27 protein-coding genes, 1 tRNA gene and 1 pseudogene are annotated in these 25,442 nt (G+C 67.6%); 17 read left to right on the top strand and 12 right to left on the bottom strand.

Translation table 11 applies throughout. From position 1 onward, the window contains the following. The first annotated feature begins 33 nt into the window (after positions 1–33). Entirely contained in the window at positions 34–681 is a 648-nt protein-coding gene (locus MHN84_RS04970; RefSeq protein ID WP_241203507.1) for a TetR/AcrR family transcriptional regulator, read from the top strand. On the opposite strand, the gene MHN84_RS04975 is transcribed toward MHN84_RS04970, so the two are convergent. The 5 genes from MHN84_RS04975 to MHN84_RS04995 are packed head-to-tail and all read right to left on the bottom strand — an operon-like array spanning position 620 to position 5,383. Beyond that, positions 620–1,846, bottom strand: coding sequence for a hypothetical protein (locus MHN84_RS04975; protein ID WP_241203508.1), 1,227 nt, complete (start codon positions 1,844–1,846; stop codon positions 620–622). The two genes, MHN84_RS04970 and MHN84_RS04975, sit on opposite strands and share 62 nt — an antisense overlap. Beyond that, positions 1,836–2,276 (bottom strand): carboxymuconolactone decarboxylase family protein, encoded by a 441-nt coding sequence (locus MHN84_RS04980; RefSeq protein WP_241203509.1) that lies wholly within the window; start codon positions 2,274–2,276, stop codon positions 1,836–1,838. The genes MHN84_RS04975 and MHN84_RS04980 overlap by 11 nt, the downstream gene beginning before the upstream one ends. 5 nt (positions 2,277–2,281) lie before the next feature. After that, a complete protein-coding gene (locus MHN84_RS04985; RefSeq protein ID WP_241203510.1) occupies positions 2,282–3,142 on the bottom strand; it encodes an NAD(P)-dependent oxidoreductase in 861 nt (286 codons plus the stop codon). Next, positions 3,139–3,903, bottom strand: a complete 765-nt coding sequence (locus MHN84_RS04990; protein ID WP_241203511.1) for an SDR family oxidoreductase — start codon at positions 3,901–3,903, stop codon at positions 3,139–3,141. The genes MHN84_RS04985 and MHN84_RS04990 overlap by 4 nt, the downstream gene beginning before the upstream one ends. Positions 3,904–3,913: 10 nt before the next feature. After that, entirely contained in the window at positions 3,914–5,383 is a 1,470-nt protein-coding gene (locus MHN84_RS04995) for an aldehyde dehydrogenase (RefSeq protein ID WP_241203512.1), read from the bottom strand. Between the two features lie 173 nt (positions 5,384–5,556). On the opposite strand from MHN84_RS04995, the gene MHN84_RS05000 reads away from it, so the two are divergent. From MHN84_RS05000 to MHN84_RS05040, 9 genes are all read left to right on the top strand, one after another. Next, positions 5,557–6,153 (top strand): TetR family transcriptional regulator, encoded by a 597-nt coding sequence (locus MHN84_RS05000; protein WP_241203513.1) that lies wholly within the window; start codon positions 5,557–5,559, stop codon positions 6,151–6,153. After that, complete coding sequence (locus MHN84_RS05005) at positions 6,150–7,358, top strand: cytochrome P450 (RefSeq protein WP_241203514.1); 1,209 nt, start codon at positions 6,150–6,152, stop codon at positions 7,356–7,358. Before MHN84_RS05000 ends, MHN84_RS05005 begins: the two co-directional genes overlap by 4 nt. Beyond that, positions 7,358–8,179, top strand: a complete 822-nt coding sequence (locus MHN84_RS05010) for an SDR family oxidoreductase (protein WP_241203515.1) — start codon at positions 7,358–7,360, stop codon at positions 8,177–8,179. Before MHN84_RS05005 ends, MHN84_RS05010 begins: the two co-directional genes overlap by 1 nt. Continuing rightward, positions 8,176–9,534, top strand: a complete 1,359-nt coding sequence (locus MHN84_RS05015) for a cytochrome P450 (protein ID WP_241203516.1) — start codon at positions 8,176–8,178, stop codon at positions 9,532–9,534. The genes MHN84_RS05010 and MHN84_RS05015 overlap by 4 nt, the downstream gene beginning before the upstream one ends. Beyond that, positions 9,534–9,743, top strand: coding sequence for a ferredoxin (locus MHN84_RS05020; protein WP_241203517.1), 210 nt, complete (start codon positions 9,534–9,536; stop codon positions 9,741–9,743). The genes MHN84_RS05015 and MHN84_RS05020 overlap by 1 nt, the downstream gene beginning before the upstream one ends. Before the next feature lie 2 nt (positions 9,744–9,745). Then, positions 9,746–10,285 carry a nuclear transport factor 2 family protein gene (locus MHN84_RS05025; RefSeq protein WP_241203518.1) on the top strand — a complete coding sequence of 180 codons (540 nt, stop codon included), beginning with the start codon at positions 9,746–9,748 and terminating at the stop codon, positions 10,283–10,285. A gap of 93 nt (positions 10,286–10,378) precedes the next feature. Next, positions 10,379–11,512 carry an NDMA-dependent alcohol dehydrogenase gene (locus MHN84_RS05030; protein ID WP_221351469.1) on the top strand — a complete coding sequence of 378 codons (1,134 nt, stop codon included), beginning with the start codon at positions 10,379–10,381 and terminating at the stop codon, positions 11,510–11,512. A gap of 6 nt (positions 11,513–11,518) precedes the next feature. Then, the gene (locus tag MHN84_RS05035) at positions 11,519–11,953 is read left to right on the top strand and encodes a nuclear transport factor 2 family protein (RefSeq protein WP_241203519.1); all 435 of its coding nucleotides are present in this window, start codon (positions 11,519–11,521) and stop codon (positions 11,951–11,953) included. A 1-nt stretch (position 11,954) separates the two neighbouring features. Then, positions 11,955–12,812, top strand: coding sequence for an SDR family oxidoreductase (locus MHN84_RS05040; protein ID WP_255729989.1), 858 nt, complete (start codon positions 11,955–11,957; stop codon positions 12,810–12,812). Here MHN84_RS05040 and MHN84_RS05045 read toward each other — a convergent pair. Beyond that, positions 12,802–14,463: a long-chain-fatty-acid--CoA ligase gene (locus MHN84_RS05045; RefSeq protein WP_241203521.1), complete on the bottom strand. Its 1,662-nt coding sequence runs from the start codon at positions 14,461–14,463 to the stop codon at positions 12,802–12,804. The two genes, MHN84_RS05040 and MHN84_RS05045, sit on opposite strands and share 11 nt — an antisense overlap. 28 nt (positions 14,464–14,491) lie before the next feature. Between MHN84_RS05045 and MHN84_RS05050 the strand changes: the two genes are divergently transcribed. After that, the gene (locus tag MHN84_RS05050; RefSeq protein ID WP_241203522.1) at positions 14,492–14,896 is read left to right on the top strand and encodes an HIT family protein; all 405 of its coding nucleotides are present in this window, start codon (positions 14,492–14,494) and stop codon (positions 14,894–14,896) included. On the opposite strand, the gene MHN84_RS05055 is transcribed toward MHN84_RS05050, so the two are convergent. Together MHN84_RS05055 and MHN84_RS05060 are read right to left on the bottom strand one after the other, a co-directional pair. Continuing rightward, a complete protein-coding gene (locus tag MHN84_RS05055) occupies positions 14,889–16,391 on the bottom strand; it encodes a cell wall metabolism sensor histidine kinase WalK (protein WP_241203523.1) in 1,503 nt (500 codons plus the stop codon). The two genes, MHN84_RS05050 and MHN84_RS05055, sit on opposite strands and share 8 nt — an antisense overlap. Beyond that, on the bottom strand, positions 16,369–17,085 hold the full coding sequence (locus tag MHN84_RS05060) for a response regulator transcription factor (RefSeq protein ID WP_241203524.1): 717 nt from the start codon (positions 17,083–17,085) through the stop codon (positions 16,369–16,371). Before MHN84_RS05060 ends, MHN84_RS05055 begins: the two co-directional genes overlap by 23 nt. A 95-nt stretch (positions 17,086–17,180) precedes the next feature. Here MHN84_RS05060 and MHN84_RS05065 point away from each other — a divergent pair, with 95 nt between their 5' ends. The 4 genes from MHN84_RS05065 to MHN84_RS05080 all read left to right on the top strand — a co-directional run bounded on the left by MHN84_RS05065 (position 17,181) and on the right by MHN84_RS05080 (position 21,346). Beyond that, entirely contained in the window at positions 17,181–17,915 is a 735-nt protein-coding gene (locus MHN84_RS05065) for a hypothetical protein (protein WP_241203525.1), read from the top strand. A 28-nt stretch (positions 17,916–17,943) separates the two neighbouring features. Further along, positions 17,944–18,018: transfer RNA gene (locus MHN84_RS05070), tRNA-Thr, on the top strand. 173 nt (positions 18,019–18,191) lie between these two features. Further along, positions 18,192–20,195 (top strand): DUF4185 domain-containing protein, encoded by a 2,004-nt coding sequence (locus MHN84_RS05075; RefSeq protein ID WP_241203526.1) that lies wholly within the window; start codon positions 18,192–18,194, stop codon positions 20,193–20,195. Between the two features lie 29 nt (positions 20,196–20,224). Continuing rightward, positions 20,225–21,346 carry an XdhC family protein gene (locus tag MHN84_RS05080; RefSeq protein ID WP_241203527.1) on the top strand — a complete coding sequence of 374 codons (1,122 nt, stop codon included), beginning with the start codon at positions 20,225–20,227 and terminating at the stop codon, positions 21,344–21,346. A gap of 6 nt (positions 21,347–21,352) precedes the next feature. Here the strand turns inward: MHN84_RS05080 and MHN84_RS05085 are convergent, their stop codons facing one another. Beyond that, on the bottom strand, positions 21,353–22,183 hold the full coding sequence (locus MHN84_RS05085; RefSeq protein ID WP_241203528.1) for an SDR family oxidoreductase: 831 nt from the start codon (positions 22,181–22,183) through the stop codon (positions 21,353–21,355). 111 nt (positions 22,184–22,294) lie between these two features. On the opposite strand from MHN84_RS05085, the gene MHN84_RS05090 reads away from it, so the two are divergent. Then, the gene (locus MHN84_RS05090) at positions 22,295–22,459 is read left to right on the top strand and encodes a hypothetical protein (protein ID WP_172835593.1); all 165 of its coding nucleotides are present in this window, start codon (positions 22,295–22,297) and stop codon (positions 22,457–22,459) included. Next, entirely contained in the window at positions 22,459–23,937 is a 1,479-nt protein-coding gene (locus MHN84_RS05095) for a trehalose-6-phosphate synthase (RefSeq protein ID WP_241203529.1), read from the top strand. Before MHN84_RS05090 ends, MHN84_RS05095 begins: the two co-directional genes overlap by 1 nt. Here MHN84_RS05095 and MHN84_RS05100 read toward each other — a convergent pair. The 3 genes and pseudogenes from MHN84_RS05100 to MHN84_RS05110 form a co-directional block, all read right to left on the bottom strand. Beyond that, the gene (locus MHN84_RS05100; RefSeq protein WP_221351489.1) at positions 23,924–24,418 is read right to left on the bottom strand and encodes a mammalian cell entry protein; all 495 of its coding nucleotides are present in this window, start codon (positions 24,416–24,418) and stop codon (positions 23,924–23,926) included. The genes MHN84_RS05095 and MHN84_RS05100 overlap by 14 nt on opposite strands. Further along, positions 24,418–25,089, bottom strand: coding sequence for a mammalian cell entry protein (locus MHN84_RS05105; RefSeq protein ID WP_241203530.1), 672 nt, complete (start codon positions 25,087–25,089; stop codon positions 24,418–24,420). Before MHN84_RS05105 ends, MHN84_RS05100 begins: the two co-directional genes overlap by 1 nt. 34 nt (positions 25,090–25,123) lie before the next feature. Beyond that, positions 25,124–25,442: pseudogene (locus tag MHN84_RS05110) on the bottom strand (mammalian cell entry protein); the annotation flags it as partial.

Consider the following 25,442-nt stretch of genomic DNA (forward strand, 5'->3'; position numbering starts at 1 on the left):
TCGACCCGGCCTCAGCATGACTAAGGTGCCATCGTGCGCACCCACGGTTGGTCAGGAGCCAAACCGGCCTCCGACGAGGAGGCCATCGGGCGCATCCTGGCCGCGGCGGGCAAGGCCATCGAGGACCACGGGGCCGAGTTCTCCATCTCCGACGTCGCCCGCTCCGTCGGGGTGACCCGGCAGACGGTGTACCGGTACTTCCCCAGCACCGAGGCGCTGCTGGTGGCGGCCGCGGTCCGCGCCGTCGACGGATTCCTCCAGCGGCTGGCCGTGCACGTCGCCGGCATCTCCGGCCCGGCCGAGGCAGTCACCGAAGCGGTCGCCACCGCGCTGGAGTGGTTGCCGCGGGAGAAGTACATCGGGTTGCTGCTCGTTCCGGGCGGCACGACCCACGCCGAATCGGTGACCTCGGACGTCGCACTGCAGTTCGGTCGCGACATGATCGGCAGGCTCGACGTCGACTGGGCCGCCCACGGCTACCGCGACGACGATCTCGACGAACTCGCCGAGCACCTGCTGCGGGTCATCCAGTCGTTCGTGATCGACCCGGGCCGCCCCCCGCGACGCGGCGCGGCGCTGCGCAGCTATCTGCGCCGGTGGGTGGGCGGCGCGCTGAGCGCTACACCACCGTCAGCGGCAGCGACCGCCTCGGCTGGAACTCGAAAGAAGCTCCCCCACTGATCTTGACCACCGCCACCTCGCCGAGCTCGCGGGCCGGCGTGTCGCGACGCACCACCCGTGCGGTCCAGTCGGAGCGGGCACCGGCCACCTCCACGTCGAGGTGAGGATCGACCGCGGCGACCGCGGCCTGCAGCGGGCGACGCTCGTCGGGATGGACGAGCGACACCCATGCGCCGTCCTCATGCGCCGGCGAGCGCCGAACTTCTACCGAATCCGGTCCGAAGTCGGCCTGCACGTACGCGGTCGGGTTGAGCATCGGGTGCAGACGCAGCATCTCCACGGTGCCATCGATGCCGGCAGGCAGCTCCAGCGCGCGGTGGATGCGCTCGGCGGCCAGTCCGGCGACCCCGGTGAGCTGTTTGGTGCAGATCTCGGTGGCCAGTGCCTGATCGGCGCCTGCGCGCGCACCCACCGCGATCACGAACGAGAGGTTCAGCAGGTGCATCTGCAGACAGACCTCGTCAGCGATCCGCACCAGCGCCGAATGAGAGAACGCGCCGAAGTCGAAGTCCGACAACAGGTTTCCAGAGTAATCACTGCTCCCCGCGTCGGCGGGGTCGATCGGGTCGAGTTCGGTGCGCGCCGCGTGCGTGCCCGCGATCACCTCGAGCACCGGATGGTCGGCGACCTCGGGGTGGGAGTCGTCGATGGTCACGGTCCACGCGCAGTGCGGGTGACGGTCGGCGGGCGTCCGTGGCGGCCGGTGGATGGGGCGGATCTGCGCCCTGCGGTTGGTCGCAACCGCGGTCGCGTCGAAGGTGGGGTCTTCGATGTCGTGGCACATGCCGCGCACGTAGTCCTCCCCCATCGGCTCGACGTCGAGCAGCGCTCCGCAGTGGTCGAGGTGGAACTCGCCGTGCCAGCGATCGTGCACGGTGTACCGGAAGTCCATGAACTGCGGTGGAGCGCCGATGTCGAGCTGCAGACCTTTGAAGATCGTGATGACGTCGGTGCCCTCGTAACGCAGCGCCTTCTGCATCCGGCGGGTGTAGATGGGGCTCGCGCCCATCCACTCCTCGATGGCGATCTCGAGCATGGCTTCGCGCCCGAAATTGCTGATGCACCAGGCCATTCCGGAGCGGTCGATCATCTGCCCGATGAGCAGCAGCTCGGGCACGAGGACGGCGAGCTGCTCGCGGGTGAGATGGGCGTACCTACTGCTCATGCGAGGTACTCCCGGAGTGCATCTGCAATGCCGCATCCATGTTGGCCTTCTTGTCCTCGCCGCCGCCGGCCTGCGCGGCCTTGCGACGCTGCTTGGCCACCTTGGTCACCACGCCGTCGAACTTGGAGCCCAGCGGAAAGCCGAGATAGTGCGTCAGGAAGATCGCCATCTCCTTGAGCTCGTCTTCGCTGAGCTCGTCGTTGGCCAGCGCCGCATTCGTCTGGATCTCGGCCAAATCGGTGATCCCCAGCGCGGTCACCACGGTCAGCGTCATGATGCGCTTGTCGCGCATCGACAGACCCGGCCGCGACCAGATCGTGCCGAACAGGTGATCCGCGGTCAGAGCGAAGTAGTCGCCCGGCATGTCGGGCATCTCCCAGCCGTAGACCTCGTTCATCTTCTCCAGGCCCCTGCGGCGCAGCTCGTCCATGTCGCTCACTCCTGTTCAGTCGGGTTCAGACGGGACAAGCCGAGTCCCGCAGCCATGTCGCGCAGGGCGATCTGCGCCAGCGGCAGCTCCACGCCGACCGCCTCACCCATCTTCAGCGCCAGCCGCAGATCCTTGTCGGCCAGCCCCCGGGTGTGACTGAACATCTGGTGGAGCCAATGGTCGGGGGCCAGCGGCCCGAGGTCGTCGCGCACCATGATCGCGCCGGGGCCGCCGCTCTGTGCGTCGCTGTGGCGGACGACCCGGCCCAGCTTCTGCAGATCAATGCCTGCTGCTTCGGCCAGCCTCTGCGCTTCGAACGCAGCCGCGAAGCCGACGAAGGTCAGCATGTTGCGGGCGACTTTCATCCGCGTGCCCGCACCGGGTTCACCGGCGCGGACCACCATCGAGGCCCACTGATTGAACACCGGTTTGACGATGTCGTAGGCGTCGTCGTCGGCACCGACCATGACGGCCAGCTCGCCTTTGTCGGCGGCGCCCGCCCCGCCGCTGACCGGGGCGTCGACGATGTGAATGCCCCTGTCTTTCACCTTCTCTGCGAGCTCGGGCGCGGTGTCGGGCTCGATGGTCGAGTGGATCGCGATCACCGTGCCGGGGCGGGCGTGGTCGGCGAGTTCGGCGACGACGTCGCGCACCTGCGCGTCGGTCAGGACGGTGACGCTGATGACGTCGGCGGCAGCGACGTCCGCCACGCGATCGGCCAGGGAAGCACCGGCTTCGGCCAACGGCGTCATGGCGTCGGTCCGCACGTCGAACACGATCAGCCCACCCGGCCAGCCGACCAGTCGCTTCGCCATCGGGGCACCCTGGTTACCCAGCCCGATGTAGCCCAGCCGCGGCTCGGTCATGAGCGGATGATCTGTCCGCCGTCGACGTTGAAGATCTGCCCCGTGATCCACTTCGCCTGATCCGACAACAGGAACAGGCACATTCCGACGAGGTCGTCGGGCTGACCCATCCGGGACAGCGGGATGTTCTTGACGATGTCGGCGACCATCTCCTGCGGGGTGGTGGTGCGGTTGGCCTCGGTGTCGATGGGCCCGGGTGCGATCGCGTTGATGCGGATGTTCTGGCCACCCAGCTCACGCGAGAGCTGCTGGGTCAGCCCGTTGATGCCCACTTTGGCCAGTCCGTAGAAGTTCGCGTACAGCCATGCGGCGGTCGACGACTGGTTGACGATCGCCCCGCCACCGCGCTTGGCCATCTTGCGGTACACCGCGCGGGTGCACCACAGCGCGCCGTCGAGGTTCACGCTCATGAACTTGCGGTAGTACTCGGGGTCGACGGTGACGAGGAAGTCCAGCTTCATGCCGCCGAAGATCGCCGCGTTGTTGACCAGGTAATCGATCCCACCGAACTCCGAGAGCGTCTGTGCTGCCATCTCTTTGGCGGACTCGGGGTCGGAGACGTCGACGCGCACGGCCAGTGCGGTGCCTCCCTCGCCGGTGATCCCGTCGGCGACCTTCTGAGCGCCCTCGCTGTTGATGTCGGCGACCACGACGGCCGCGCCCTCGCGGGCGAGCGCCTCGGCATAGGCCTGCCCGATGCCGCCGCCGGCACCGGTGACGATGGCCACCTTGTCCTGGAACTGATCTCCGTAGAGTCCCATGCACGTCTCCTTAGTTCGCCGCTGTCGCAATGGCTTTGATCTCGAGGTACTCCTCGAAACCGGCGAGCCCCATCTCCCGGCCGATTCCGGATTGCTTGTACCCGCCGAACGGCATGTCGGCCGAATACCAGACCCCGCCGTTGACGTTGACCGTGCCTACGCGCATCCGGGCGGCGACCGCGGCCGCGCGGTCCTCGTCGGCGGAGAACACCGTGCCCGACAACCCGTACGGCGAGTCGTTCGCGATGCGCACGGCGTCGTCGTCGCCGTCGTGGGCGATGACCGTCAGCACCGGGCCGAAGATCTCCTCACGCGCCACCGTGGAGGTGTTGTCCAGCCCGGCGATCACCGTCGGTTCGATGAAGAATCCGGTGTCGCGGTCCGCGGGTCGGCCGCCGCCACAGGCGAATCGGCCACCCTCGGCGACCGCTTTGTCGAGATAACCCTGCACTCGGTCGCGTTGACGCTCGGAGATCACCGGGCCGCAGATCGTGCTCTTCTTGGTCGGGTCGCCGGGTTTGAGACCACCCATGGTGGCGGCTGCCGCCTCGACCGCCTCGTCGTACCGGTCGCGGGGAACGACCAACCGAGTGGTGATCGCGCATCCCTGGCCGGCATGCATCGACGCGGTGAACGCCGCCATCGAGCACGCCCCGGCCAGGTCGGCATCATCGAGGACGAGAAACGCCGACTTGCCGCCGAGTTCGAGGAACACCTTCTTCAGGGTGGCGGCGCTGTCGGACATCACAGCGCGCCCGGTCGCGGTGGAACCGGTGAACGACACCATGTCCACCCTGGGGTCACGGGACAGCAGCGCGCCGACGCCGTGGTCGCTGGAAGTGACGATGTTGACCACCCCCGCCGGGAAGTCAGTGTGCTCGGTGATCAGTTCGCCGAGGACCGCTGCGGCCCAAGGAGTGTCGGGAGCGGGCTTGAGCACCAACGTGTTTCCCGCGGCCAGCGCCGGGCCCACCTTGGCCAGGTTGATCTGGTGGGGGAAGTTCCACGGTGTGATCGCGCCGACGACGCCGACGGCCTCGCGGGCGATGGTGCGCCGGGTCTTGATTCCCATCGGTGCGGCGATTCCCAGATCGGTTGTCCAGGAGTAGGACTCGGCGGTGTCGGCGCAGAAGCTGAGGTCCTCGACGGGTCCCTCGAGCTGGGCGGCCGCCGTCAGCATCCGCGGCGCACCGACCTCGGCGATCGTCAGTTCGCGCAGCTCGTCGATGTTGTCGCGCATGGCCTGCTGCAGTTGCCGCAGACACCGCACCCGCAGCTCGACGTCCGTAGACCAGCCGGTCTCGTCGAGCGCGCGCCGAGCCGCACCGATCGCGGCGCTCATGTCATCGGCGCCCGCGTCGGCCGCCACCCCGAGGACCTCTTCGGTGGCGGGGTTGATCGTCGGGAACACGCCACCGCTGCCGGCGACGAGCTTGCCGTCGATCAGCAATGCGCTCTCGCGATCGGCCGAGATTCCCATCCGCACTCCCTGTCTGATTCCTGGACAACTGTCTGACATCGCCCTTCGAGGCACCATAGCGTCGCGGCCGTCGGCAGGCAAGAACGTGCCGACGCATCGACCGAACGTGCTCTCTGTCAGGTCTTTTCACCGAAGGCTTGCCTGCTGGGGCAGGATTCCGATACGTTGGACATGTGTCCAGCGATGCCGTCACCGCGATCTCCGGCGCGGACCGGGCCTCCCGGCGCAACCGGCGACAGGAGGAGACCTTTCGCAAGGTGCTCGACGCCGGCCTGGTGATGTTGCGGGAGTCGTCGTATGCGGAGTTGACCGTGCGCGCGGTCGCCGCGCGCGCGAAGGTGGCTCCGGCCACCGCCTACACCTACTTCTCGTCGAAGAACCACCTGATCGCGGAGATCTACCTCGATCTGGTCCGTCAGGTCGAGTACTTCACCGATGTCAACGACAGCACCGCCGACCGGGTCGAGAAGACGTTGCGCGCCCTGGCGTTGACGGTCGCCGACGAGCCCGAGGTGGCGGCGGCGTGCACCACGGCGCTGCTGTCGGGCGGCGACCCGGCGGTGCTGACCGTGCGGGACCGGATCGGCGCCGAGATCCACCGTCGCATCCGCTCCGCCGTCGGCCCGGACGCCGATCCACGCACATTGGCCGCGCTGGAGATGACGTTCTTCGGCGCGCTGGTCAATGCGGGCAGCGGCGCCTTCACCTACCACCAGATCGCCGACCGCCTCAGCTACGTGGTGGGCCTCATCGTCGGAGACGACCAATGACTGTCAGTGAGATCCTGCTCGACCCCTACGACTACGCCTTCCACGAAGATCCGTACCCGTACTACCAGCGCCTGCGCGACGAGGCACCGCTGTACCGCAACGAGGACCTGGGATTCTGGGCGCTGTCACGCCACCAGGATGTGCTGACCGGTTTCCGTAACAGCTCGTCACTGTCCAACAAGTTCGGCGTCTCGCTGGACCCGGCGTCGCGCGGTCCGCACGCGTCGAAGACCATGTCGTTCCTCGCCATGGACGATCCCGCTCATCTGCGGCTGCGCACCCTGGTCTCGAAAGGCTTCACACCGCGCCGGATTCGCGAACTCGAACCCCGCGTCACCGAGATCGCGGTCCGGCACCTGGACACGATGCTGGAGAAGTCCGCCGGCGGGGAGACGGTCGACTACGTCGACGAGTTCGCCGGCAAGCTGCCGATGGACGTGATCTCCGAGCTGATGGGCGTACCCGAGGCCGACCGCGCGCAAGTGCGGGCATGGGCCGACGGTGTGATGCACCGCGACGAGGGCGTGACGGACGTGCCGCCCGCGGCGGTCGAGGCATCGCTGAACCTCATCGTCTACTACCAGGACATGGTCGCCCGACGACGGTCGCAGCTCACCGACGACCTCACCTCCGCGCTCCTGGAGGCCGAGATCGACGGGGATCGCCTGACCGACGACGAGATCCTCGGGTTCATGTTCCTGATGGTGATCGCCGGCAACGAGACCACCACCAAACTCCTTGCCAACGCGGCCTTCTGGGGCCATCGCAATCCCGATCAGCTCGCCCCCGTCTACGACGATCTGAGCAGGGTGGCCCCGTGGGTCGAGGAGACACTGCGCTACGACACGTCCAGCCAGATCCTTGCCCGCACCGTCGCCGGGGAGCTCACGCTCTACGACACCGTGATTCCCGACGGCGACATCGTGCTGCTGCTCCCCGGCTCGGCGCACCGTGACGAGCGCGTGTTCGACCGGCCCGACGACTTCGTCATCGGTCGCGAGATCGGCTCCAAACTCATGAGTTTCGGTAGCGGCGCACACTTCTGCCTCGGTGCCCACCTGGCACGCATGGAGGCGCGCGTCGCGCTGACCGAACTGTTCACCAGAATCCGCGGGTTCGAGGTCGACGAGGACAACGCCGTCCGTGTCCACTCGAGCAACGTGCGCGGGTTCGCTCACCTGCCCATCGACGTGAAAGTGCGCTGATGCCCCGTTTCGAACCACTGCCCGACCGCAGACCGGCGCTCGTCGCCGGTGCGTCCTCCGGTATCGGCGCCGCCACGGCCGTCCAGCTGGCATCGCGCGGTTTCCCCGTGGCGCTCGGCGCCCGCCGAGTCGAAAAGCTCGAGGAGATCGTCGGACAGATCCGCGCCGACGGCGGTGAGGCGATCGCGGTACACCTCGACGTGACCGATCCCGATTCGGTGAAGGCCTGCGTCGAGCAGACCACCGCCGAGCTCGGCGACATCGAGGTACTGGTGGCCGGTGCCGGCGACACCTACTTCGGCAAGCTCGACTCGATCAGCACCGAGCAGTTCGAATCGCAGATCCAGATCCACCTGATCGGCGCCAACCGGGTGGCCACCGCCGTGCTGCCGGGCATGCTGGACCGGCAACGCGGCGATCTCATCTTCGTGGGATCCGATGTGGCACTGCGGCAACGACCTCACATGGGCGCGTACGGTGCGGCAAAGGCGGCGCTGGTCGCGATGGTCACCAATTACCAGATGGAACTCGAGGGCACCGGCGTGCGCGCGTCGATCGTGCACCCCGGACCCACGAAGACGGGCATGGGCTGGAGCCTGCCCGCCGAGCTGATCGGGCCGGCTCTGGAGGACTGGGCCAAGTGGGGCCAGGCCCGCCACGATTACTTCCTGCGCGCAGCCGATCTCGCACGCGCCATCACGTTCGTCGCCGAGACACCACGCGGCGGCTTCATCGCGAACATGGAGCTGCAGCCCGAAGCGCCGCTGACCCAGACCACGAGTCGCCAGCGGCTGACGCTGAACGAGGAGAACCTCACATGACCACGACGACGGCGGTTCCCCGCGTGTCGGGAGGCGAGGAAGAACACGGCCACCTCGAGGAGTTCCGCACCGACCCGATCGGTTTGATGCAGCGCCTGCGCGACGAGTGCGGTGACGTCGGATGGTTCCAGCTCGCGGGCAAGCAGGTCGTCATGCTCTCGGGCGCCGAGGCCAACGAATTCTTCTTCCGGTCCAGCGACAGCGAGCTCAACCAGGCCGAGGCCTACCCGTTCATGACGCCGATCTTCGGGGAGGGCGTCGTGTTCGACGCCGATCCGGAACGGCGTGCGGAGATGCTGCACAACACCGCGCTGCGTGGCGAGCAGATGAAGGGCCACGCCGCGACGATCGAGAACGAAGTCCGCCGGATGATCGAGAACTGGGGCGACGAAGGGGAGATCGAGCTGCTCGACTTCTTCTCGGAGTTGACCATCTACACGTCGACGGCGTGCCTGATCGGTCTGAAGTTCCGCAACCAGCTGGACTCGCGCTTCGCCGAGTACTACCACCAGCTCGAGCGCGGAACCGATCCTCTCTGCTACGTCGACCCGTACCTCGACATCGACAGCTTCCGTATCCGCGACGAGTCGCGCGTGAAACTCGTTGCGCTGGTACAGGAGATCATGAACGGGCGGATCGCCGACCCGCCGAAGGGCAAAGAGGACCGAGACCTGCTCGACGTGCTGGTCTCGATCAAAGACGACCAGGGCAATCCGCGGTTCACCGCCAACGAGGTCACCGGCATGTTCATCTCGCTGATGTTCGCCGGGCATCACACCAGCTCGGGCACGTCATCGTGGACCCTGATCGAACTGCTACGCAACCCGCAGGTGTACGCCCAGGTGCAGACCGAGCTCGACGAGCTCTACGCCGACGGCCAAGAAGTGAGTTTCCATGCGCTGCGCCAGATCCCGAAGCTGGACAACTCCCTCAAGGAGACGCTGCGCCTGCATCCGCCGCTGATCATCCTGATGCGCGTCGCGCAGGACGAGTTCGAGGTGGCGGGGCGCCCGATCCACACCGGGCAGATGGTGGCCGCCTCGCCGGCCATCTCGAACCGAATCCCCGAGGACTTCCCGAATCCCGACACCTTCGACCCCGACCGCTACCAGAAGCCCCGCCAGGAAGATCTCGTCAACCGGTGGACGTGGATTCCCTTCGGCGCGGGCAAACATCGTTGCGTGGGGGCCGCGTTCGCACAGATGCAGATCAAGGCGATCTTCTCGGTCTTGCTGCGCGAGTACGAGTTCGAGATGGCGCAGCCGCCGGAGACCTACCGCAACGACCACTCGAAGATGGTGGTGCAGCTGGCCCAGCCGGCGAAGGTGCGCTACCGCAGGCGGGTGAGGCCCTGATGGGGTCCTATCGCGTCGAACTCGACGAGGACCTCTGCCAGGGGCACGCCATGTGCGAACTGGAGGCGCCCGACGTGTTTCGGGTGCCCAAGCGCGGCGCGGTCGAGATCCTCGATGCAGAACCCCCCGACGAGCTGCGCGAGGCGGTCGAGCTCGCCGTCGAGATGTGCCCTACCCGAGCCCTTTCCCTCACCGACACGAAGGAGTGACGATGGCGTCCCGCGAACAACTGGAAGACTGGGTGCAACGCTGGCTGGACGCCAACCGTGCCGCCGAAGCCGCGGGCGACTGGAAGCCGCTGGCCGAGTTCTACACCGAGGACGCGACCTACGGCTGGAACATCGGGCCCAAAGAAGACGTCATGTGCGTCAACAAGAGCGAGATCCGCGATGTGGCACTGGGTCTGGAGATGGAAGGCCTGGAGAACTGGGTGTACGAGTACCAGAAGGTGCTCATCGACGACAAACAGAACGAGATCGTCGGCTTCTGGAAGCAGATCGCCCACAAGAGCGACGGCAGCAGCGACGAGATCTACGGCATCGGCGGCAGCTGGTTCCGGCTGAACGACCAGTTGCTGATCGAGTGGCAGCGGGACTTCTTCGACTTCGGCCACGTGCAGAAGGCCTTCATGAACCTCATCGAATCCGGCGACCTGACCCCGACCATGCAGAAGCGCATCGAACGCTCGCTGGCCGGCGAGAAACTGCCCGGCTACTACCCGATCGGTGAAGCTCCCGTCCCGATCTGGTGAGCGCACCACCAAGCAGTTGCTTGGGGGTGGTGTGATGTGGCTAACTAGAGCCTCTAGTCTGGATTGTGCGAGCACTCGTCGAAAGCAGGAGATATGAAGACCAAAGGCGCCCTGATCTGGGAGTTCAACCAGCCCTGGTCGATCGAGGAGATCGAGATCGGCGACCCCGTCAAGGACGAGGTCAAGATCCAGATGGAAGCCTCGGGCATGTGCCACTCGGACCATCACCTGGTCACCGGTGACATCCCGATGGCGGGCTTCCCGGTGCTCGGCGGACACGAGGGCGCCGGCATCGTCACCGAGGTCGGGCCCGGCGTCGAGGGCCTCGAGCCTGGTGACCACGTCGTGCTGTCGTTCATCCCCTCCTGCGGCTCCTGCCCGTCATGTCAGGCCGGGATGCGCAACCTCTGCGACCTGGGCGCGATGCTGCTGCAGGGCACCGCGGTCTCGGACAACACCCACCGCATCCACGCGGTCAAGGACGGCACACCGGTCATTCCGATGACGCTGCTGGGCACCTTCAGCCCGTACATGGTCGTCCACAAGAGCTCGGTGGTGAAGATCGACCCGTCGATCCCGTTCGAGGTGGCCTGCCTCGTCGGCTGCGGCGTCACCACCGGGTACGGCTCGGCGGTGCGCAGCGCCAACGTTCGCCCGGGCGACGACGTGGTGATCGCCGGTATCGGTGGCGTCGGCATGGGCGCGCTGCAGGGCGCGCTGAACGCGGGCGCACGCAACATCTTCGCGATCGACCCGGTCGAGTGGAAGCGCGACCAGGCGCTCAAGTTCGGCGCCACGCACGCCTACCCCGACATCGGCGCCGCGATGATGGGCGTCGCCGAGACCACCCAGGGGCGGATGGCATCGAAGACGATCATCACCACCGGCGAGCTCAAGGGTGAGGAGATCGACAACTACCTCAACATCACCGCCAAGGGCGGCACCTGCGTCGTCACCGCGGTCGCCAACATGGCGAGCTCCGACGTCACGCTGAACCTGTCGATGCTGACCCTGCTGCAGAAGAACCTGCAGGGCACCATCTTCGGCGGCGGCAACCCGCACTTCGACATCCCGCAGCTGCTGTCGATGTACAAGGCGGGCCGGCTGAATCTCGACGACATGGTGACCCGCCAGTACAAGCTCGAGCAGATCAACGACGGGTACCGGGACATGCTCGAGGGCAGGAACATCCGCGGCGTGATCCGCTACACCGACGCCGATCGGTAGACCGTGGTGACCGAGGCAGCGTTGGCACCGGTGGTCGCCGCATCGCAGGCGTCGTGGCGCTGCGTGCAGAGCGGCGACCGCGAGGGTTGGTTGGCGCTGATGAGCGACGACATCGTGATCGAGGATCCGATCGGCGAGGCCGTCACCAATCCCGACGGCACCGGTGTGCGCGGCAAGGAGGCCGTGTCGGCCTTCTTCGACACGAACATCGGGCCGAACCGGCTCCGCATCACCTGCGAGGAGACGTTCCCGTCGAGCAGTCCGACGGAGATCGCCTACATCCTGGTGTTGGAGACGACGTTTCCGAACGGATTCGTCGCGACGGTCCGTGGTGCGTTCACCTATCGGGTGGACGACGCGGGTCTGATCACCAACCTGCGCGGGTACTGGAACATGGACGCGATGACGTTCACCGAAGCGGGAACCACGCATCAGCGCTGAGCTGTCCGGCCGCGCTGCCGTCGTCGTCGGCGGCACACGCGGGATCGGGCGGGCGGTGGCGGCCCTGTTGGCCGACCTCGGCGCCGGCGTCGTCGTCAACGGCCGGGATCCTGACGCCGTCGACGAGGCAGCGGGCGGTATCAGCGGGGCCCTCGGGTGTGCCGGCTCGCCGGCGGACCCCGCGATCGCGGACGCGTTGATCGCACGGTGTGTGCAGGAATTCGGCCGCATCGACATCCTGGTCAATTGTGCCGGCACGGCGGAACCGGCGGGATCGTCGATCCTCACCGTCACCGGCGCGCAGTTCCAGGAGCTGCTCGACGCCCACCTGGGCACGGTCTTCCAAACGTGCCGGGCCGCGGCGCCGCTGATGGCGCGACAAGGTTCGGGGGCCATCGTCAACACCGGATCGTTCGCGTTCCTCGGCGACTACGGCGGTACCGGATACCCGGCCGGCAAAGGCGCCGTGAACAGCCTGACCCTGGCCATCGCCGCCGAACTGGCCGAACACGGGGTGCGCGCGAACGTGGTCTGCCCGGGAGCCAGGACGCGCCTGTCCAGCGGGCCGGACTACGAGGCGCACATCACCGAGTTGAACCGGCGTGGTCTGCTCGACGACGTCAGCCTGGCCGGCGCCCTGGACGCCGCGCCGCCGGAGTACGCAGCATCCACGTATGCCTATCTGGTCGGTGACCGCGCCGCCGACATCACCGGCCAGATCTTCATCGCCGCAGGCGGATTCGTCGGTCGCTTCGACCGGCCCACCCCGCAGATCGTGGCGTACCGCGACCACCACGACTCACCGCCGTGGACCGTGGCCGAGATCTCCCAGAAAGTCTCAGAGCACGTCAGGAGCTGACGCCGGGCAGCTCGTGGTCGCGGTACTGCTTTCGCAGCTCGAGCTTGAGGATCTTGCCGGTCGCGGTGTGGGGCAGCTCGTCGACGAAGACGACGTCGTCGGGCAGCCACCACTTGACGACCTCACCGGCCAGATAATCGAGGATGTCCTGCCGGGTCGCGTTGTGGCCCTTGCGCAACACGGCCACCAGCAGCGGCCGCTCCTGCCATTTCGGGTGCGGCACCCCGATCACCGCGGCTTCGGCCACCGCCGGGTGGCCCAGCGCGGCGTTCTCCAGGTCGATCGAGCTCACCCACTCGCCCCCGGACTTGATCACGTCCTTGGCGCGGTCGACCAGTTGCAGGTAGCCGTCGGGGTCGATGGTCGCCACATCGCCGGTCGGGAAGAACCCTTCCGCGTCGAGCTTCTCCCCGCCCTCGCCACGGTAGTAGCCGCTGGCGATCCACGGCCCGCGCAGCCACACCTCACCGAAAGCCTTACCGTCCCAGGGCAACCGGTTGCCCTCGTCGTCGACGATCTTCAACTCGACCCCGCAGATGCCCCGCCCCTGCTTGAGCAGGATCTGGTTCTTCTCGGCCGGGGAGAGTCCCTCGTGCTTGGGCAGCAGCCGGCCGATCACGCACAGCGGGGAGGTCTCGGTCATCCCCCACCCCTGCATGGCCTGCGCGCCGAAGTCCTTCTCGAAGCGCTCGATCATAGACAGCGGCAGCGCCGCTCCGCCGGTGCCGGCGATGCGCAGCCCGAGTTCGTGGGGGTCGATCTCCGGATGGGCGTCGAGGTAGGAGAACAGCATCATCCACACCGTCGGGACACCCTGGGATTGGTTCACCCCTTCGGCTTTCATCAACTCATACACCGACTCGCCGTCGAGGTGAGGACCGGGCAGCACCAGCTTGGCGCCCACCATCGCGGCGGTGTAGGGGGTGCCCCAAGCGTTGGCGTGGAACATCGGCACCACGAGCAGGATCACCGATCCGCTGTGCACGTCGTTGGCATCGCGCGCCGCGGCCATCAGGGTGTGCAGCATCGTCGAACGATGTGAGTACAGAACACCTTTGGGATTACCGGTGGTGCCCGAGGTGTAGCACAGCGACGACGCGCTGCGCTCGTCGAACTCCGGCCAGTCGTAGTGGGTGGACTGGCGTCCGATGACGTCGTCCCAGCACAGCAGGGCGCCTTCGGGCAACCCGGGCACCTCGGGCATGTGGTCGCGGTCGGTCATGGCGACATAGGTGACCACGGTGGTCAGCTCGGGTGCCAGCTCGGCAACCAGCGACGCAAACGTGATGTCGAAGAACAGGATTCGATCTTCGGCATGGTTGATGATGTACGCGATCTGCTCACGGAACAACCGCGGGTTGACCGTGTGCATCACCGCGCCCGACCCCGATACCCCGAAGTACAGCGCAAGGTGGCGGTCGCTGTTCCAGGCGAGCGTGGCGACGCGGTCGCCGGCTTCCACGCCCCACTCGCTCAGCGCGTTGGCGACCTGCTTGGACACTTCGCCGACCTCACGCCACGACGAACGCCGCACAGTGCCCTTGGGACCTTCAGGCACATGCGAGACGATCTCCGCGTCCCCGTGGAACGCCGCGGCGTAGTCGATCAGCGACGAAATCAACAATGGTCGGTCCTGCATCAAACCCAGCATGCGGCCAGGCTATGGAATGCTCGGTGCCATGGCGACCGTCTTCACCAAGATCATCAACGGCGAGCTGCCGGGCCGATTCGTCTACGAAGACGACGACGTGGTGGCGTTCCTGACCATCCAGCCGATGACCCCAGGCCACACGCTGGTGGTGCCGCGCGCCGAGATCGACAACTGGCAGGACATCGACGCCGCTGAGTTCGCCCGCGTGATGGAAGTCTGTCAGCTGATCGGCAGGGCGGTGTGTAAGGCCTTCGACACCGAACGTTCCGGTGTCATCATCGCCGGTCTCGAGGTGCCGCATCTGCACGTGCACGTCTTCCCGGCACGCGACCTGGCCGACTTCGGGTTCGCGAACGTCGACAACGATCCGTCGCCGGAATCGCTCGACGACGCGCAACGCCGCATCAAGGCGGCGCTGGCCGAGCTCAGCTGACCGGGGCGTCGACCGAGGCGGGCATCCGGCCCTCGGTGGCTTCGGCGGCCTCCGCGATGCGGGGCAGGCTGACCCGGAACGTGCAGCCCCGTCCCGGCGCGGTGGTCACACCCACCGTGCCACCGTGGGCGTAGACCAGCGAGTCGACGATCGACAGCCCCAGGCCGGTCCCGCCGCTGGCGCGCGCCCGCGAGGAGTCTGCACGGTAGAAGCGTTCGAACACCCGCTGGGCGTCCTCGACACTCATCCCCGGCCCTTCGTCGCGCACCTCGAGGACGGCGGAGTCCCCGTCGGTGCCGACCCGGATCGTGACCGCGGCCGTCTCGGGCGTGTGCTGGAGCGCGTTGGCGACCAGATTGGAGAGCACCTGACGCAGCCGCGCCTCGTCGCCGAGTACCTCCGGCGTGCCCGGGCCGTCGAACACCTCCATGCGGATCGGCCGGCGCGGCGCGATGGACTGGGCGTCGTGCACGGCGTCGCTGGCGAGGGCGAGCAGATCCACGCGGCGCTGCTCCAACGGCCGCTGCGCGTCGAGACGGGCCAGCAGCAGCAGGTCCTCCACCAGCAGGCCCATCCGCCGGGATTCACTTTCGATGCGGCCCATCAGCATCTCCACGTCCCGAGCCGCACCCTGGCGATACAGTTCGGCGAAGCCGCGGATCGTGGTCAGCGGTGTGCGCAGTTCATGGCTGGCGTCGGTGATGAATCGGCGCATCCGGTCCTCGGACTCGCGCGCCTGGTCCGCCGAGGACTCCGACGACGCCATCGCGCGCTGGATCTGCGCCAGCATGCCGTTCAGGGCCAGGGAGAGCCGGCCGACCTCGGTGCGGGGATCCCGTTCGGGAACGCGGCGGTCCAGCTGCCCCGCGGCGATCGCGGCGGCGGTCTGCTCGACCTCGGCGAGCGGGCGCAGGCTGCGATGCACCACCGCGTACCCGACGATGCCGAGCACGAGCAGCACCGCGACACCGATACCCACCTGCGCGGCGACCAAGGCGCGGGTCGTGGACTTCACGTCGGAGAGGTCGATCGCGACGGTGGTGAGCTCGCCTCCGGTGCCCGGCACGGTCATCGCGCGCCATTCCGCCGCAGGGTCACCGACGCTGCCGACCGTCACCGGTTCTGGACCGACGTCGTTGTCGGCGGGCAGGGCGGGCTCGGCGTCGCGGTCGTTGACCGCGACCCACGCGGTGCCGCCCGGTTCGATGACCCGCACGTAGTAGTCCGACGGGGGCCGGCCCGGATTGGGGCCTTGGTCCTCGGGATCGGCGGGCGACTGCCTGGGCACCTGCGCCCAGCCGCGGGAGGCGTCCCGCAACGTGTCATCGACACGGTTGATGAGCGTGTGATGCATGATCGTGGTCACCGCGACGCCGGACGCCAGCAGACCACAACCGACCAGCAGCAACATCGCTGCGACCAGTCCTACCCGAAGCGGGATCCCGCGTCTGATCTGGGGCACACCCCCATTGTCACCGGGGTTCGCGAAGTACATACCCCACACCCCTCAGGGTGTGCAGCAGACGCTTGTCCCCGGTGTCGATCTTGCGGCGCAGATACGACACGTAGGACTCGACGACGTTGACGTCGCCGCCGAAGTCGTACCGCCAGACGTGATCGAGGATCTTCGGCTTCGACAGCACGGTGCCGGCGTTGATGATGAAGTACCGGAGCAGAGTGAACTCCGTGGGCGACAGCGACACCGGCTCGCCGGCTTTCCACACCTCGTGGGTGTCCTCGTCGAGCTCGATGTCGGCGAACTTCAGCCGCGAGGTGCGCGGCTCCTGCACCCCGCCGCCTGCGCGGCGCAGGATCACCCGCAGCCGCGCCACCACCTCTTCGAGGCTGAACGGTTTGGTCACGTAGTCGTCGCCGCCGAGGGTCAGCCCGGCGATCTTGTCCTGCAGAGAATCACGAGCAGTCAGGAACAGCGCCGGCGCCTCGATCCCGTCGGCGCGCAGCCGGCGCAGCAATCCGAAGCCGTCCATGCCGGGCATCATCACGTCGAGGATGATCGCGTCGGGGCGCATCTCGCGGGCCAGGTCGAGGGCGGCCGGACCGTTGGACGCGGTGTGGACCTCGAAGCCTTGGAACTTCAAGCTCACCGACAGCAGCTCGACGATGTTGGTCTCGTCGTCGACGACGAGGATGCGAGCTTCCGGGATGTTGTCCTGCACTGGCATGGCCATGGTCCTCAGTTTCATCCCATGAATTGGAAAACTGCTGCGCGCTCGCTGTGTGGTTCCTGTGAGTTCATTCTTGCGCTGTTCCTAGACTGGATCGCATGAACCTCGGCAAATCCCTCAGCGATCTCGCGTTGACGCCGGTGAGGGTGGGTCTGGCCGTGGCCGACGCCGGTCTCGGGATGGCCGGCGGAGGACTGGGCATCGCCCGCAAAGCGCTCGGCGAACCGGGAAGCGGCGTCCGTCAGCCGCCGACCTCGTTCGCCGCGATGATCGGCGTGCAGGATGCCGTGGAGCGGGCCAACCGGCTCGCACGCCTGATGGACGAGGACCAGCCGCTGGGCCGGGCGCTGGCCCCCGACGGTGCTCTGGACCGCCTGCTGCGGCCGGGTGGTGTGGTGGACCGGTTGACGGCCCCCGGCGGAGCGCTGGAGCGGCTGACCGAAGAGGACAGCGGGCTGATGCGCGCGATCGCGCCCGGCGGGCTCGTCGATCAGCTGCTCGCCGAGGACGGTCTCGTGGACCGGCTGCTGGCCGAGGACGGCGTGGCCGACCGCCTGTTCGCCGAAGGCGGCGTCGTGGACACCCTGACCGCGCGCAACGGCCCGCTGGAGCAGCTGGCGACGGTTGCGGACACGTTGAACCGGCTGTCCCCGGGCTTGGAGGCGCTCGAGCCGACGATCGAGGCGCTGCGCGAGGCGGTGATCGTGTTGAGCCAGGTGGTGAACCCGTTGAGCAACATCGCCGATCGCATCCCGCTGCCGGGCCGGCGCCCGCGGGCCCGGTTCATGGCGCGACCGGCGACGCCGCAGAGGGTGATCGATGTCGAGGAGTGACCGCACAGCCGTTAAGCTGGCTTTCCACGCCTCCTTAGCTCAGCGGTAGAGCAACGCTCTTGTAAAGCGTAGGTCGTCAGTTCAATCCTGACAGGGGGCTCCACGCTTGCGGCGTCCGGATTTGCAGTCGTCCCCGGCCGATCTGGAAAAGCCAACGATCACAGTCGCGAAACGAAAACGGGACCGTTACACCCTTTTGCTGGCCGACTCCTGCGCGATGCGCTTGAATGACGCGTACGTCGGGGGACGAGAGACCGGTTTCGGAGGGCTTTTCTGTTGAGTTCCGCAGCGCACATCGGCCGCGTCGGCGCCCTGGCCGTCGCCCTGGGTATCGGATCGGCGGTGTTCGCGGGTCAGGCCTGGGCCGATGACACCTCCTCGTCGGGATCGGCGGGATCGTCGGCGTCCTCTGGATCGTCGGCCTCGTCTGTCTCGTCGGGAGGACAATCCTCGGCCGCCGCGGGGCCGAAGGCCCGCACCACCTCGACCGGAGCCGACCGAGCGGAGAGGCCACGTCGCTTCGGCAAGGCCGACAAGCCCACGAAGACGGACACGTCGGACACCTCCGAGAAGGCCGACTCCGACACCGATGCGGTGACGACCACGACACCGGCCACGAAGCGGACATCCCGGCCGACCTGGAAGAAGTCCGAGAGTGCGCGGGACCACGCGACCGAGACGTCGGTGTCGGAACCCGAGACCCCCGATACTGCGGATGCAACGCCGTCCCGGTCGGCCCGTCCCGCCGAGGTCGTCTCCCCCGACCCTGCCGAACCGCCGCGCACCTCCTCACGGTTGACGCTGCTGCGGTCAGCATCGCAGCCCGCCCCGCAAGCGCCTCAGACGCAACGCCCCATCGATCGACCCGTCGTCAAGGCCGTCGTCGAGGTGGCTCGCAGCATGGTCGACTGGGCACACCAGAAGGCCGACGCCGGCCAGGGCCAGACGGCTGCGCCGCCATTCCTGTGGGCTCTGATGTCGGCCGCCCGGCGCGAGCTCGAGACGCTGTCGGCTGCTCGCACGACCCGCGTCGCCACCGCGAGCCTGACCGCCGACACCTCGCTGGCCACCCCGCTGGCCGCCGCGGCGATCACGCCGTATTCGCCGTGGCTGAATCCTCAGGTCAGCCCGTCGACCAACTTCGTCAGCTGGGTGACCGGCGGTTACTCCTACGGTGATCCGTTGAAGGCCAACACGGTGGACCGGTTCAGCGTCTGGGGCACCGACGTCGGCACCATGTGGGACAACGGCATGGTCGACGACCCGTCCACCCCCTTCAACGAGCACCAGGTGCTGATCGCTGTCGGCGACACGTTCAGCGGAGCCAACATGACCGGCCGGCACATCTTCAACACGCTGTTCCGCAGCTCGGACCGCGATCTGAGCGACGGCATCACGATCCCCAACGGAGAGTGGTTCACCGGCAACTACTTCGGTGGTGCGCCGCTGGACGGCCCGGTGAATGCGCGACCGATCATCAACCCCCAGAGGTGGTTGCCGAATTCGGTGACGATGATCCCGACCGCGGGCGTCTCGGTCAACGTGCCGGTCACCGAGGACACCCCCTTCGGCACCATCCAGTACGTCAGCTACATGTCGGTCAGCAAGTGGGGGTCGGCGGGTAGGTGGACCACCAACTACTCGGCCATCGGGTACTCGGTGGACAACGGCGAGAACTTCACCATCGATCCCAACAGCATTCGTTACAACTCGTTCCTCAGTGGCAACAAGAACTTTCAACAGTCGGCGTTCGTCAAGGGCGACGACGGTTACATCTACGTGTACGGCACACCGAACGGCCGCCAGGGCGCGGCGTACCTGTCCCGCGTCGCACCCGAAGACATCCTCGACCCGTCGAAATACGAGTACTACAAAGCCGCGAAGAAGAGCTGGCTGGGCAGCTCGCCGGCCGGCTGGGTGAAGGGGAACCCATCGGCGGCCACGGCGATCATCGGAAAGTCCGGCGGTTTCCTGGGTTTCACCAAACCCGGGTACACGGTCAGCGAAATGTCGGTGCAGTACAACGACTATCTCGGCAAGTACATCGTGCTCTACGGCGATCAGAACAACAGCATCGTGATGCGGACCGCGGACACCCCCGAGGGCGTCTGGTCGGACGCGACGGTCCTGATGACCCAGCAGCCCGGCGGCATCTACGCACCGATGCTGCACCCCTGGTCGCCGTCCACGGAGGGCACCGGGTCGGACCTGTACTTCAACCTCTCGCTGTGGTCGAGCTACAACGTGATGCTGATGCACACCGACCTGACCAAGGTGTGACCGGTCGGCCACAGCCTTAGACTGCGCACGTGCGCGACGTGCTCGATGAGTTGCTGGCCGTCTGGCGGACCGGCGGCACCGCGGGACTGTCGACGGTCGTCCGCACGATGCGCTCCGCCCCGCGCCCACCCGGTGCGGCCATGGTGGTGGCCCCCGACGGAGCTGTAGCGGGCTCGGTGTCGGGCGGCTGCGTCGAGTCGGCGGTCTACGAGGCAGCGGGCGAGGTCGTGGCGAGCGGTCGCCCGCAGTTGCAACGCTACGGCGTCAGCGACGACGACGCCTTCGCCGTCGGATTGACCTGCGGGGGCACCATCGACGTCTTCACCGAACCGGTGTCGCGGCTGACCTTTCCCCAGTTGCAGGCGGTCGCCGACGACATCTCGGAGCACCGGGCGGTGGCGGTGGCGACCGTCATCGACCACCCCGACTCCGAGTGGTGGGGGCGGCGGATCGTCGTCGGGCCGGACTTCGCCGACGGCTCGGTCGGGTCCGGACGAGCCGATGCCGCGATCGTCGACGACGCCAGGGGTCTGCTGGCCGCGGGCCGCTCCGGCGTTCTGAGTTACGGGCCGGACGGGCAGCGCCAGGACGTCGGGATGGAAGTCTTCGTCGCCAGCCATGCGCCGCGGCCACGAATGATCATCTTCGGTGCGATCGATTTCGCGGCCGCGCTCGCCGCCCAGGCGGCGCTGCTCGGATACCGTGTCACTGTCTGCGATGCCCGTCCGGTATTCGCCACCGCGGCAAGGTTTCCCGCTGCGGAGGACGTAATGGTGGACTGGCCCCACCGGTACCTGGCCGGGGAGGCCGAGCGTGGCGCCCTCGACGCCCGCACCGCGATCTGTGTACTCACCCACGATCCGAAGTTCGACGTTCCGGTGCTCGAGGTCGCCTTGCGGCTCCCCGAGGTCGGCTACGTCGGCGTGATGGGATCGCGCCGTACCCACGAGGACCGGATGCGCCGCCTACGGGACGCGGGATTGACCGACGACGACGTGAGCCGGCTGTCCAGCCCGATCGGGCTCGACCTGGGCGCGCGGACCCCCGAAGAGACCGCGGTGTCCATCGCCGCCGAGATCATCGCCTCCCGCTGGGGCGGTGGGGGGCGGCCGCTCACCGAGACGGACGGTCGCATCCACCACGAGCGGTAGAGGCTGCTACTCGGAGACGACGCCGCGCAGTCCGTCTGCGCCGAAGACCGGTTCCAGCATCGCCGAGAAGTCCGGTCCCCGGCGCAGCATCATGCCGCCGTCGACGTTGATCAGCTGTCCGGTGATGTAGCTCGAAGCATCACTGAGCAAGAACACCGCCGCGTTGGCCACATCCTCGGCCTCGCCGGGGCGAGGGAGCGGGGTGGCCGCCGCGTAGTCGCCGCTCACCTCCGGTGACATGAAGATCGCCGCCACCAGATCGGTGCGGATCAGGCCCGGCCGGAGGCAGTTCACCCGCACCAGCGAGGGGCCGAGCTCGTCGGCGGCCAGTTGCATCAGATGGTCCACCCCGGCCTTGGACACCCCGTACGCACCGAACCAGCGGTGGGTGTTGCTCGCCGCGATCGAGGAGATGCCGACGAACGATCCCCCACCGCCGCGCACCATCATCCGCGCCGAATGTTTGAGGACGTAGAAGGTGCCGTTGATGTTGAGGTCGACCAGTCGCCGCCACGCTTCGGAGTCCAGCTGGGTGATCGGGCCGATGGTGTCGCTGCCGCCGGCACAGTGCACCACACCGTCCAGCCGCCCCGTCCACGCCGCCGCGGCGTCGACGGTGCGGGCCACCTCGTCCTCGTCGGTGACGTCACCCGGCTCATAACGCACCGTGCCGCCGATCTCCTCCGCGGCGGCGGCCAGCTTGTCCGCGTTCCGGCCCATCAGCATCGCGTTGCCGCCGGCGGCGACGACGGCCGCCGCCACCCCCTTGCCGATTCCGCTGCCCCCGCCGGTGACCAGCACCGTTCGCCCGGACAACATTGCATCGGAGAGTTGCATCCGTACACCTTCCACGACACCAAAACGAGAACGTGTTCCAGTTATACGGCACCGGAGGAGGCCGCGAACAGGCTTCGGCTTCCGGCCCCGGCATTGGCTACAGTTGTCCCCATGCCTGCCAAACCTGACCCCGCCGAGATCGGCGACGTCGAGCCCATCGCCGACAGCACCGAGCGCCAGGCGCGACGCGTGGTCGCCGCCTACGCCACCGACGCCGACGAATGCCGGGTCTTCCTGTCGATGCTCGGCATCGGACCGGCGAAGCTCGACGCATAATGCCGGATCCGAGCGGCCCAGACGACCGCTCGGGCTCGGCTGCGTCGGCCGACTTCGTCGTCGTCGCCAACCGTCTTCCCATAGACATCGTCCGCCGGCCCGACGGTTCCACCGAATACAAGCAAAGCCCCGGAGGGCTGGTCACCGCGCTCGAGCCGCTCCTGCGGAGGCGTAGCGGCGCGTGGATCGGGTGGCCCGGGGTTCCGGAGGAGGCCGACGACCCGAATAGCTTCGAGGAACCCATCGAGCAGGACGGCATGACGTTGGTGCCGGTGCGGCTGTCCGCCGACGACGTCGCCGAATACTACGAGGGGTTCTCCAACGCGACCCTGTGGCCGCTGTACCACGACGTCATCGTCAAACCGATCTACCACCGGCAATGGTGGGACCGCTACGTCGAGGTCAACCGCCGATTCGCCGAGGCGACCGCCCGGACCGCGGCGGAGGGCGCCACGGTCTGGGTGCAGGACTATCAGCTACAGCTGGTGCCGAAGATGTTGCGGATGCTACGGCCCGACCTGACCATCGGCTTCTTCCTGCACATCCCCTTTCCACCCGTCGAACTGTTCATGCAGATGCCGTGGCGCACCGAGATCATCGAAGGTCTACTCGGTGCGGACCTGGTGGGCTTCCACCTGCCCGGCGGCGCCCAGAATTTCCTGATCCTGTCCCGCCGGCTGGTGGGCGCGAACACCTCCCGCGGCAACGTCGGTGTCCGCTCCCGATTCGGGGAGGTCTTCGTCGGATTCCGCACGGTCAAGGTCGGCGCGTTCCCGATCTCCATCGACTCCGGTGACCTCGATCAGCAGGGCCGCACCCGTCGGATCCGCCAGCGCGCCAGAGAGATTCGCGCCGAGCTCGGGAACCCGCGCAAGGTGTTGCTGGGTGTCGACCGACTGGACTACACCAAGGGCATCGACGTCCGTCTGCGGGCGTTCTCCGAGCTGCTCGGTGAAGACCGTATCGACCCCGAGGACACCGTGCTGGTGCAGCTGGCCACGCCGAGCCGTGAACGGGTCGAGAGCTACATCGCGATGCGGGAGGACATCGAACGTCAGGTGGGGCACGTCAACGGCGAGTACGGACAGGTCGGGCACCCGGTGTTGCACTACCTGCATCGCCCTGTGCCCCGGGAGGACCTGATCGCCTTCTACGTCGCCGCCGACGTCATGCTCGTCACCCCGCTGCGCGACGGGATGAACCTGGTGGCCAAGGAGTACGTGGCGTGCCGCAGCGATCTCGGCGGCGCTCTGGTGTTGAGTGAGTTCACCGGGGCGGCAGCCGAATTGCGGCAGGCCTATCTGACGAACCCCCACCACCTCGAAGGCGTCAAGGACGCCATCGAGGCGGCGCTGACACAGACTCCGGAGGAGGGCAGGCGCCGGATGCGGGCACTGCGCCGCCAGGTGCTCGCCCACGATGTGGACCGCTGGGCGCGGTCCTTCCTCGACGCCTTGGCCGACTCTAGATCGGAGTGATGTAGTTGATCAGCCACTTGCCGTCGATCTTCTGGTAATCGACACGCAGCCGGCTGCCGTCGTAGATGGGCTGACGGGACTTGTCCGTCACGGTGCGGTTCATGTACACCATCACCGACGCCGAATCGCGTTGCGCCTCGAGAACTCCGACGCCCACGACGTTGGCCTGGCTGACCAGTTGGCGATCGCGCGCCTGCGGGATGATGTCTTTGACGGCGCGGTCCTCGAACTCCCGGCGATAGCTCGGTGTCAGCAGCGGGTACACCTTGCCGAGGCTGCCCTCGACCGTCTGGTAGTCGTACCCGAACACCTGTGGAATCTGTTGCTGGGCAAGCGGAGCCAGCTCTTGGCGAGCAGCCTGTTCGCCCTGCAGCTGCACCCTGTCCCAGAAGAGCCAACCGCCCACGCCGCCGAGTGCTGCCACACCGAGGGACAACAGCACGGCGATGGCGGCGATCAGCCGCGAGATCCCGTTCCCCATCAGTTGCCGCCGTCGGGGTACTTGAGGTCATAGCCCGTCATGTGCCCGTTGTCGTCCTCGTGCACGATCACCCGCATGCGGTAGGGCTGCGACGGCTTGTTGGTGCCGTCGATGTCGGTCACCGTCACCCGGGCCGATACCAGCACCGAGGCGTTACCACTGATCGGGTCGACCTTTTCCAGCGCGGCGCCGTTGATGACGGCCTCGGAGCTGGCGTTGGTGTCGCGGAAGATCGCCTTGAGGTTGTCGACGTTGTTGCCCTGGCTGAGCATGTCGCGCAGCGGTCCGCTGGTGCCGTTGACGAATCGGTTCACGCTGTCGTCGATGTTGTCCTGCGTATAGCTGAACATGTTGACCACCAGCTGTGACGCCGTGTCGACGAACCGTTGGTCACGTGCCAGCACCGCCTCCTGGGCGCGTTGCTCGTGCAGCATCCACGCCACCCCACCGCCCAGCGCACCGGCCAGGACGACCAGTGCCAGAAGAGCCACCAGCGCGACGAGGCCGCGGTTGGCCCGGCGACGGGGCGGCGGAGCCGCCGACACCGAGACCGGACGGCGGACCGTCGTGGTGCCCGGGGTGTCGAGGAACACCGCGAGGGGGGCCTCCGGTTCGGCACCGGTGGCGGGCCCGGCGGCGCGGGAGGCGCGACGCCGTGGGGGCCGGCTCACCTCACGCGGACTGGCTTCTACCAACTCGTCCTGCCTATAGCTGCTTCGGGGCCAACATCAGATCGACCCAGTTCTCTGCAGGCGCCAGTTTGTCAGTTCCACCGGCGAAGGTGCCAGTTCCGCCGGCAGGGTCGACGAACGTGCCGTTCTGGTCATAGGTCGCCATCGCGGGTCCCGCCGCCTGTGGCATCGGCCCACCCGGCTGCGGCACCGCCTCGGCGGGCAGCAGCGGACCCGACGGAGCGGCGGGCACCCCGGGAGCGGGCGGCGGTGCCGGCGCAGGAGCGGCCGGGGCAGGAGCTGCAGGCGCCGGTGGTGTCCGGCCGTACGGCGGCACCACCTGGTCCGGGGGT

The sequence above is a fragment of the Mycobacterium sp. PSTR-4-N genome (genome assembly GCF_022348085.1).
Classification (GTDB): Bacteria; Actinomycetota; Actinomycetes; order Mycobacteriales; family Mycobacteriaceae; genus Mycobacterium.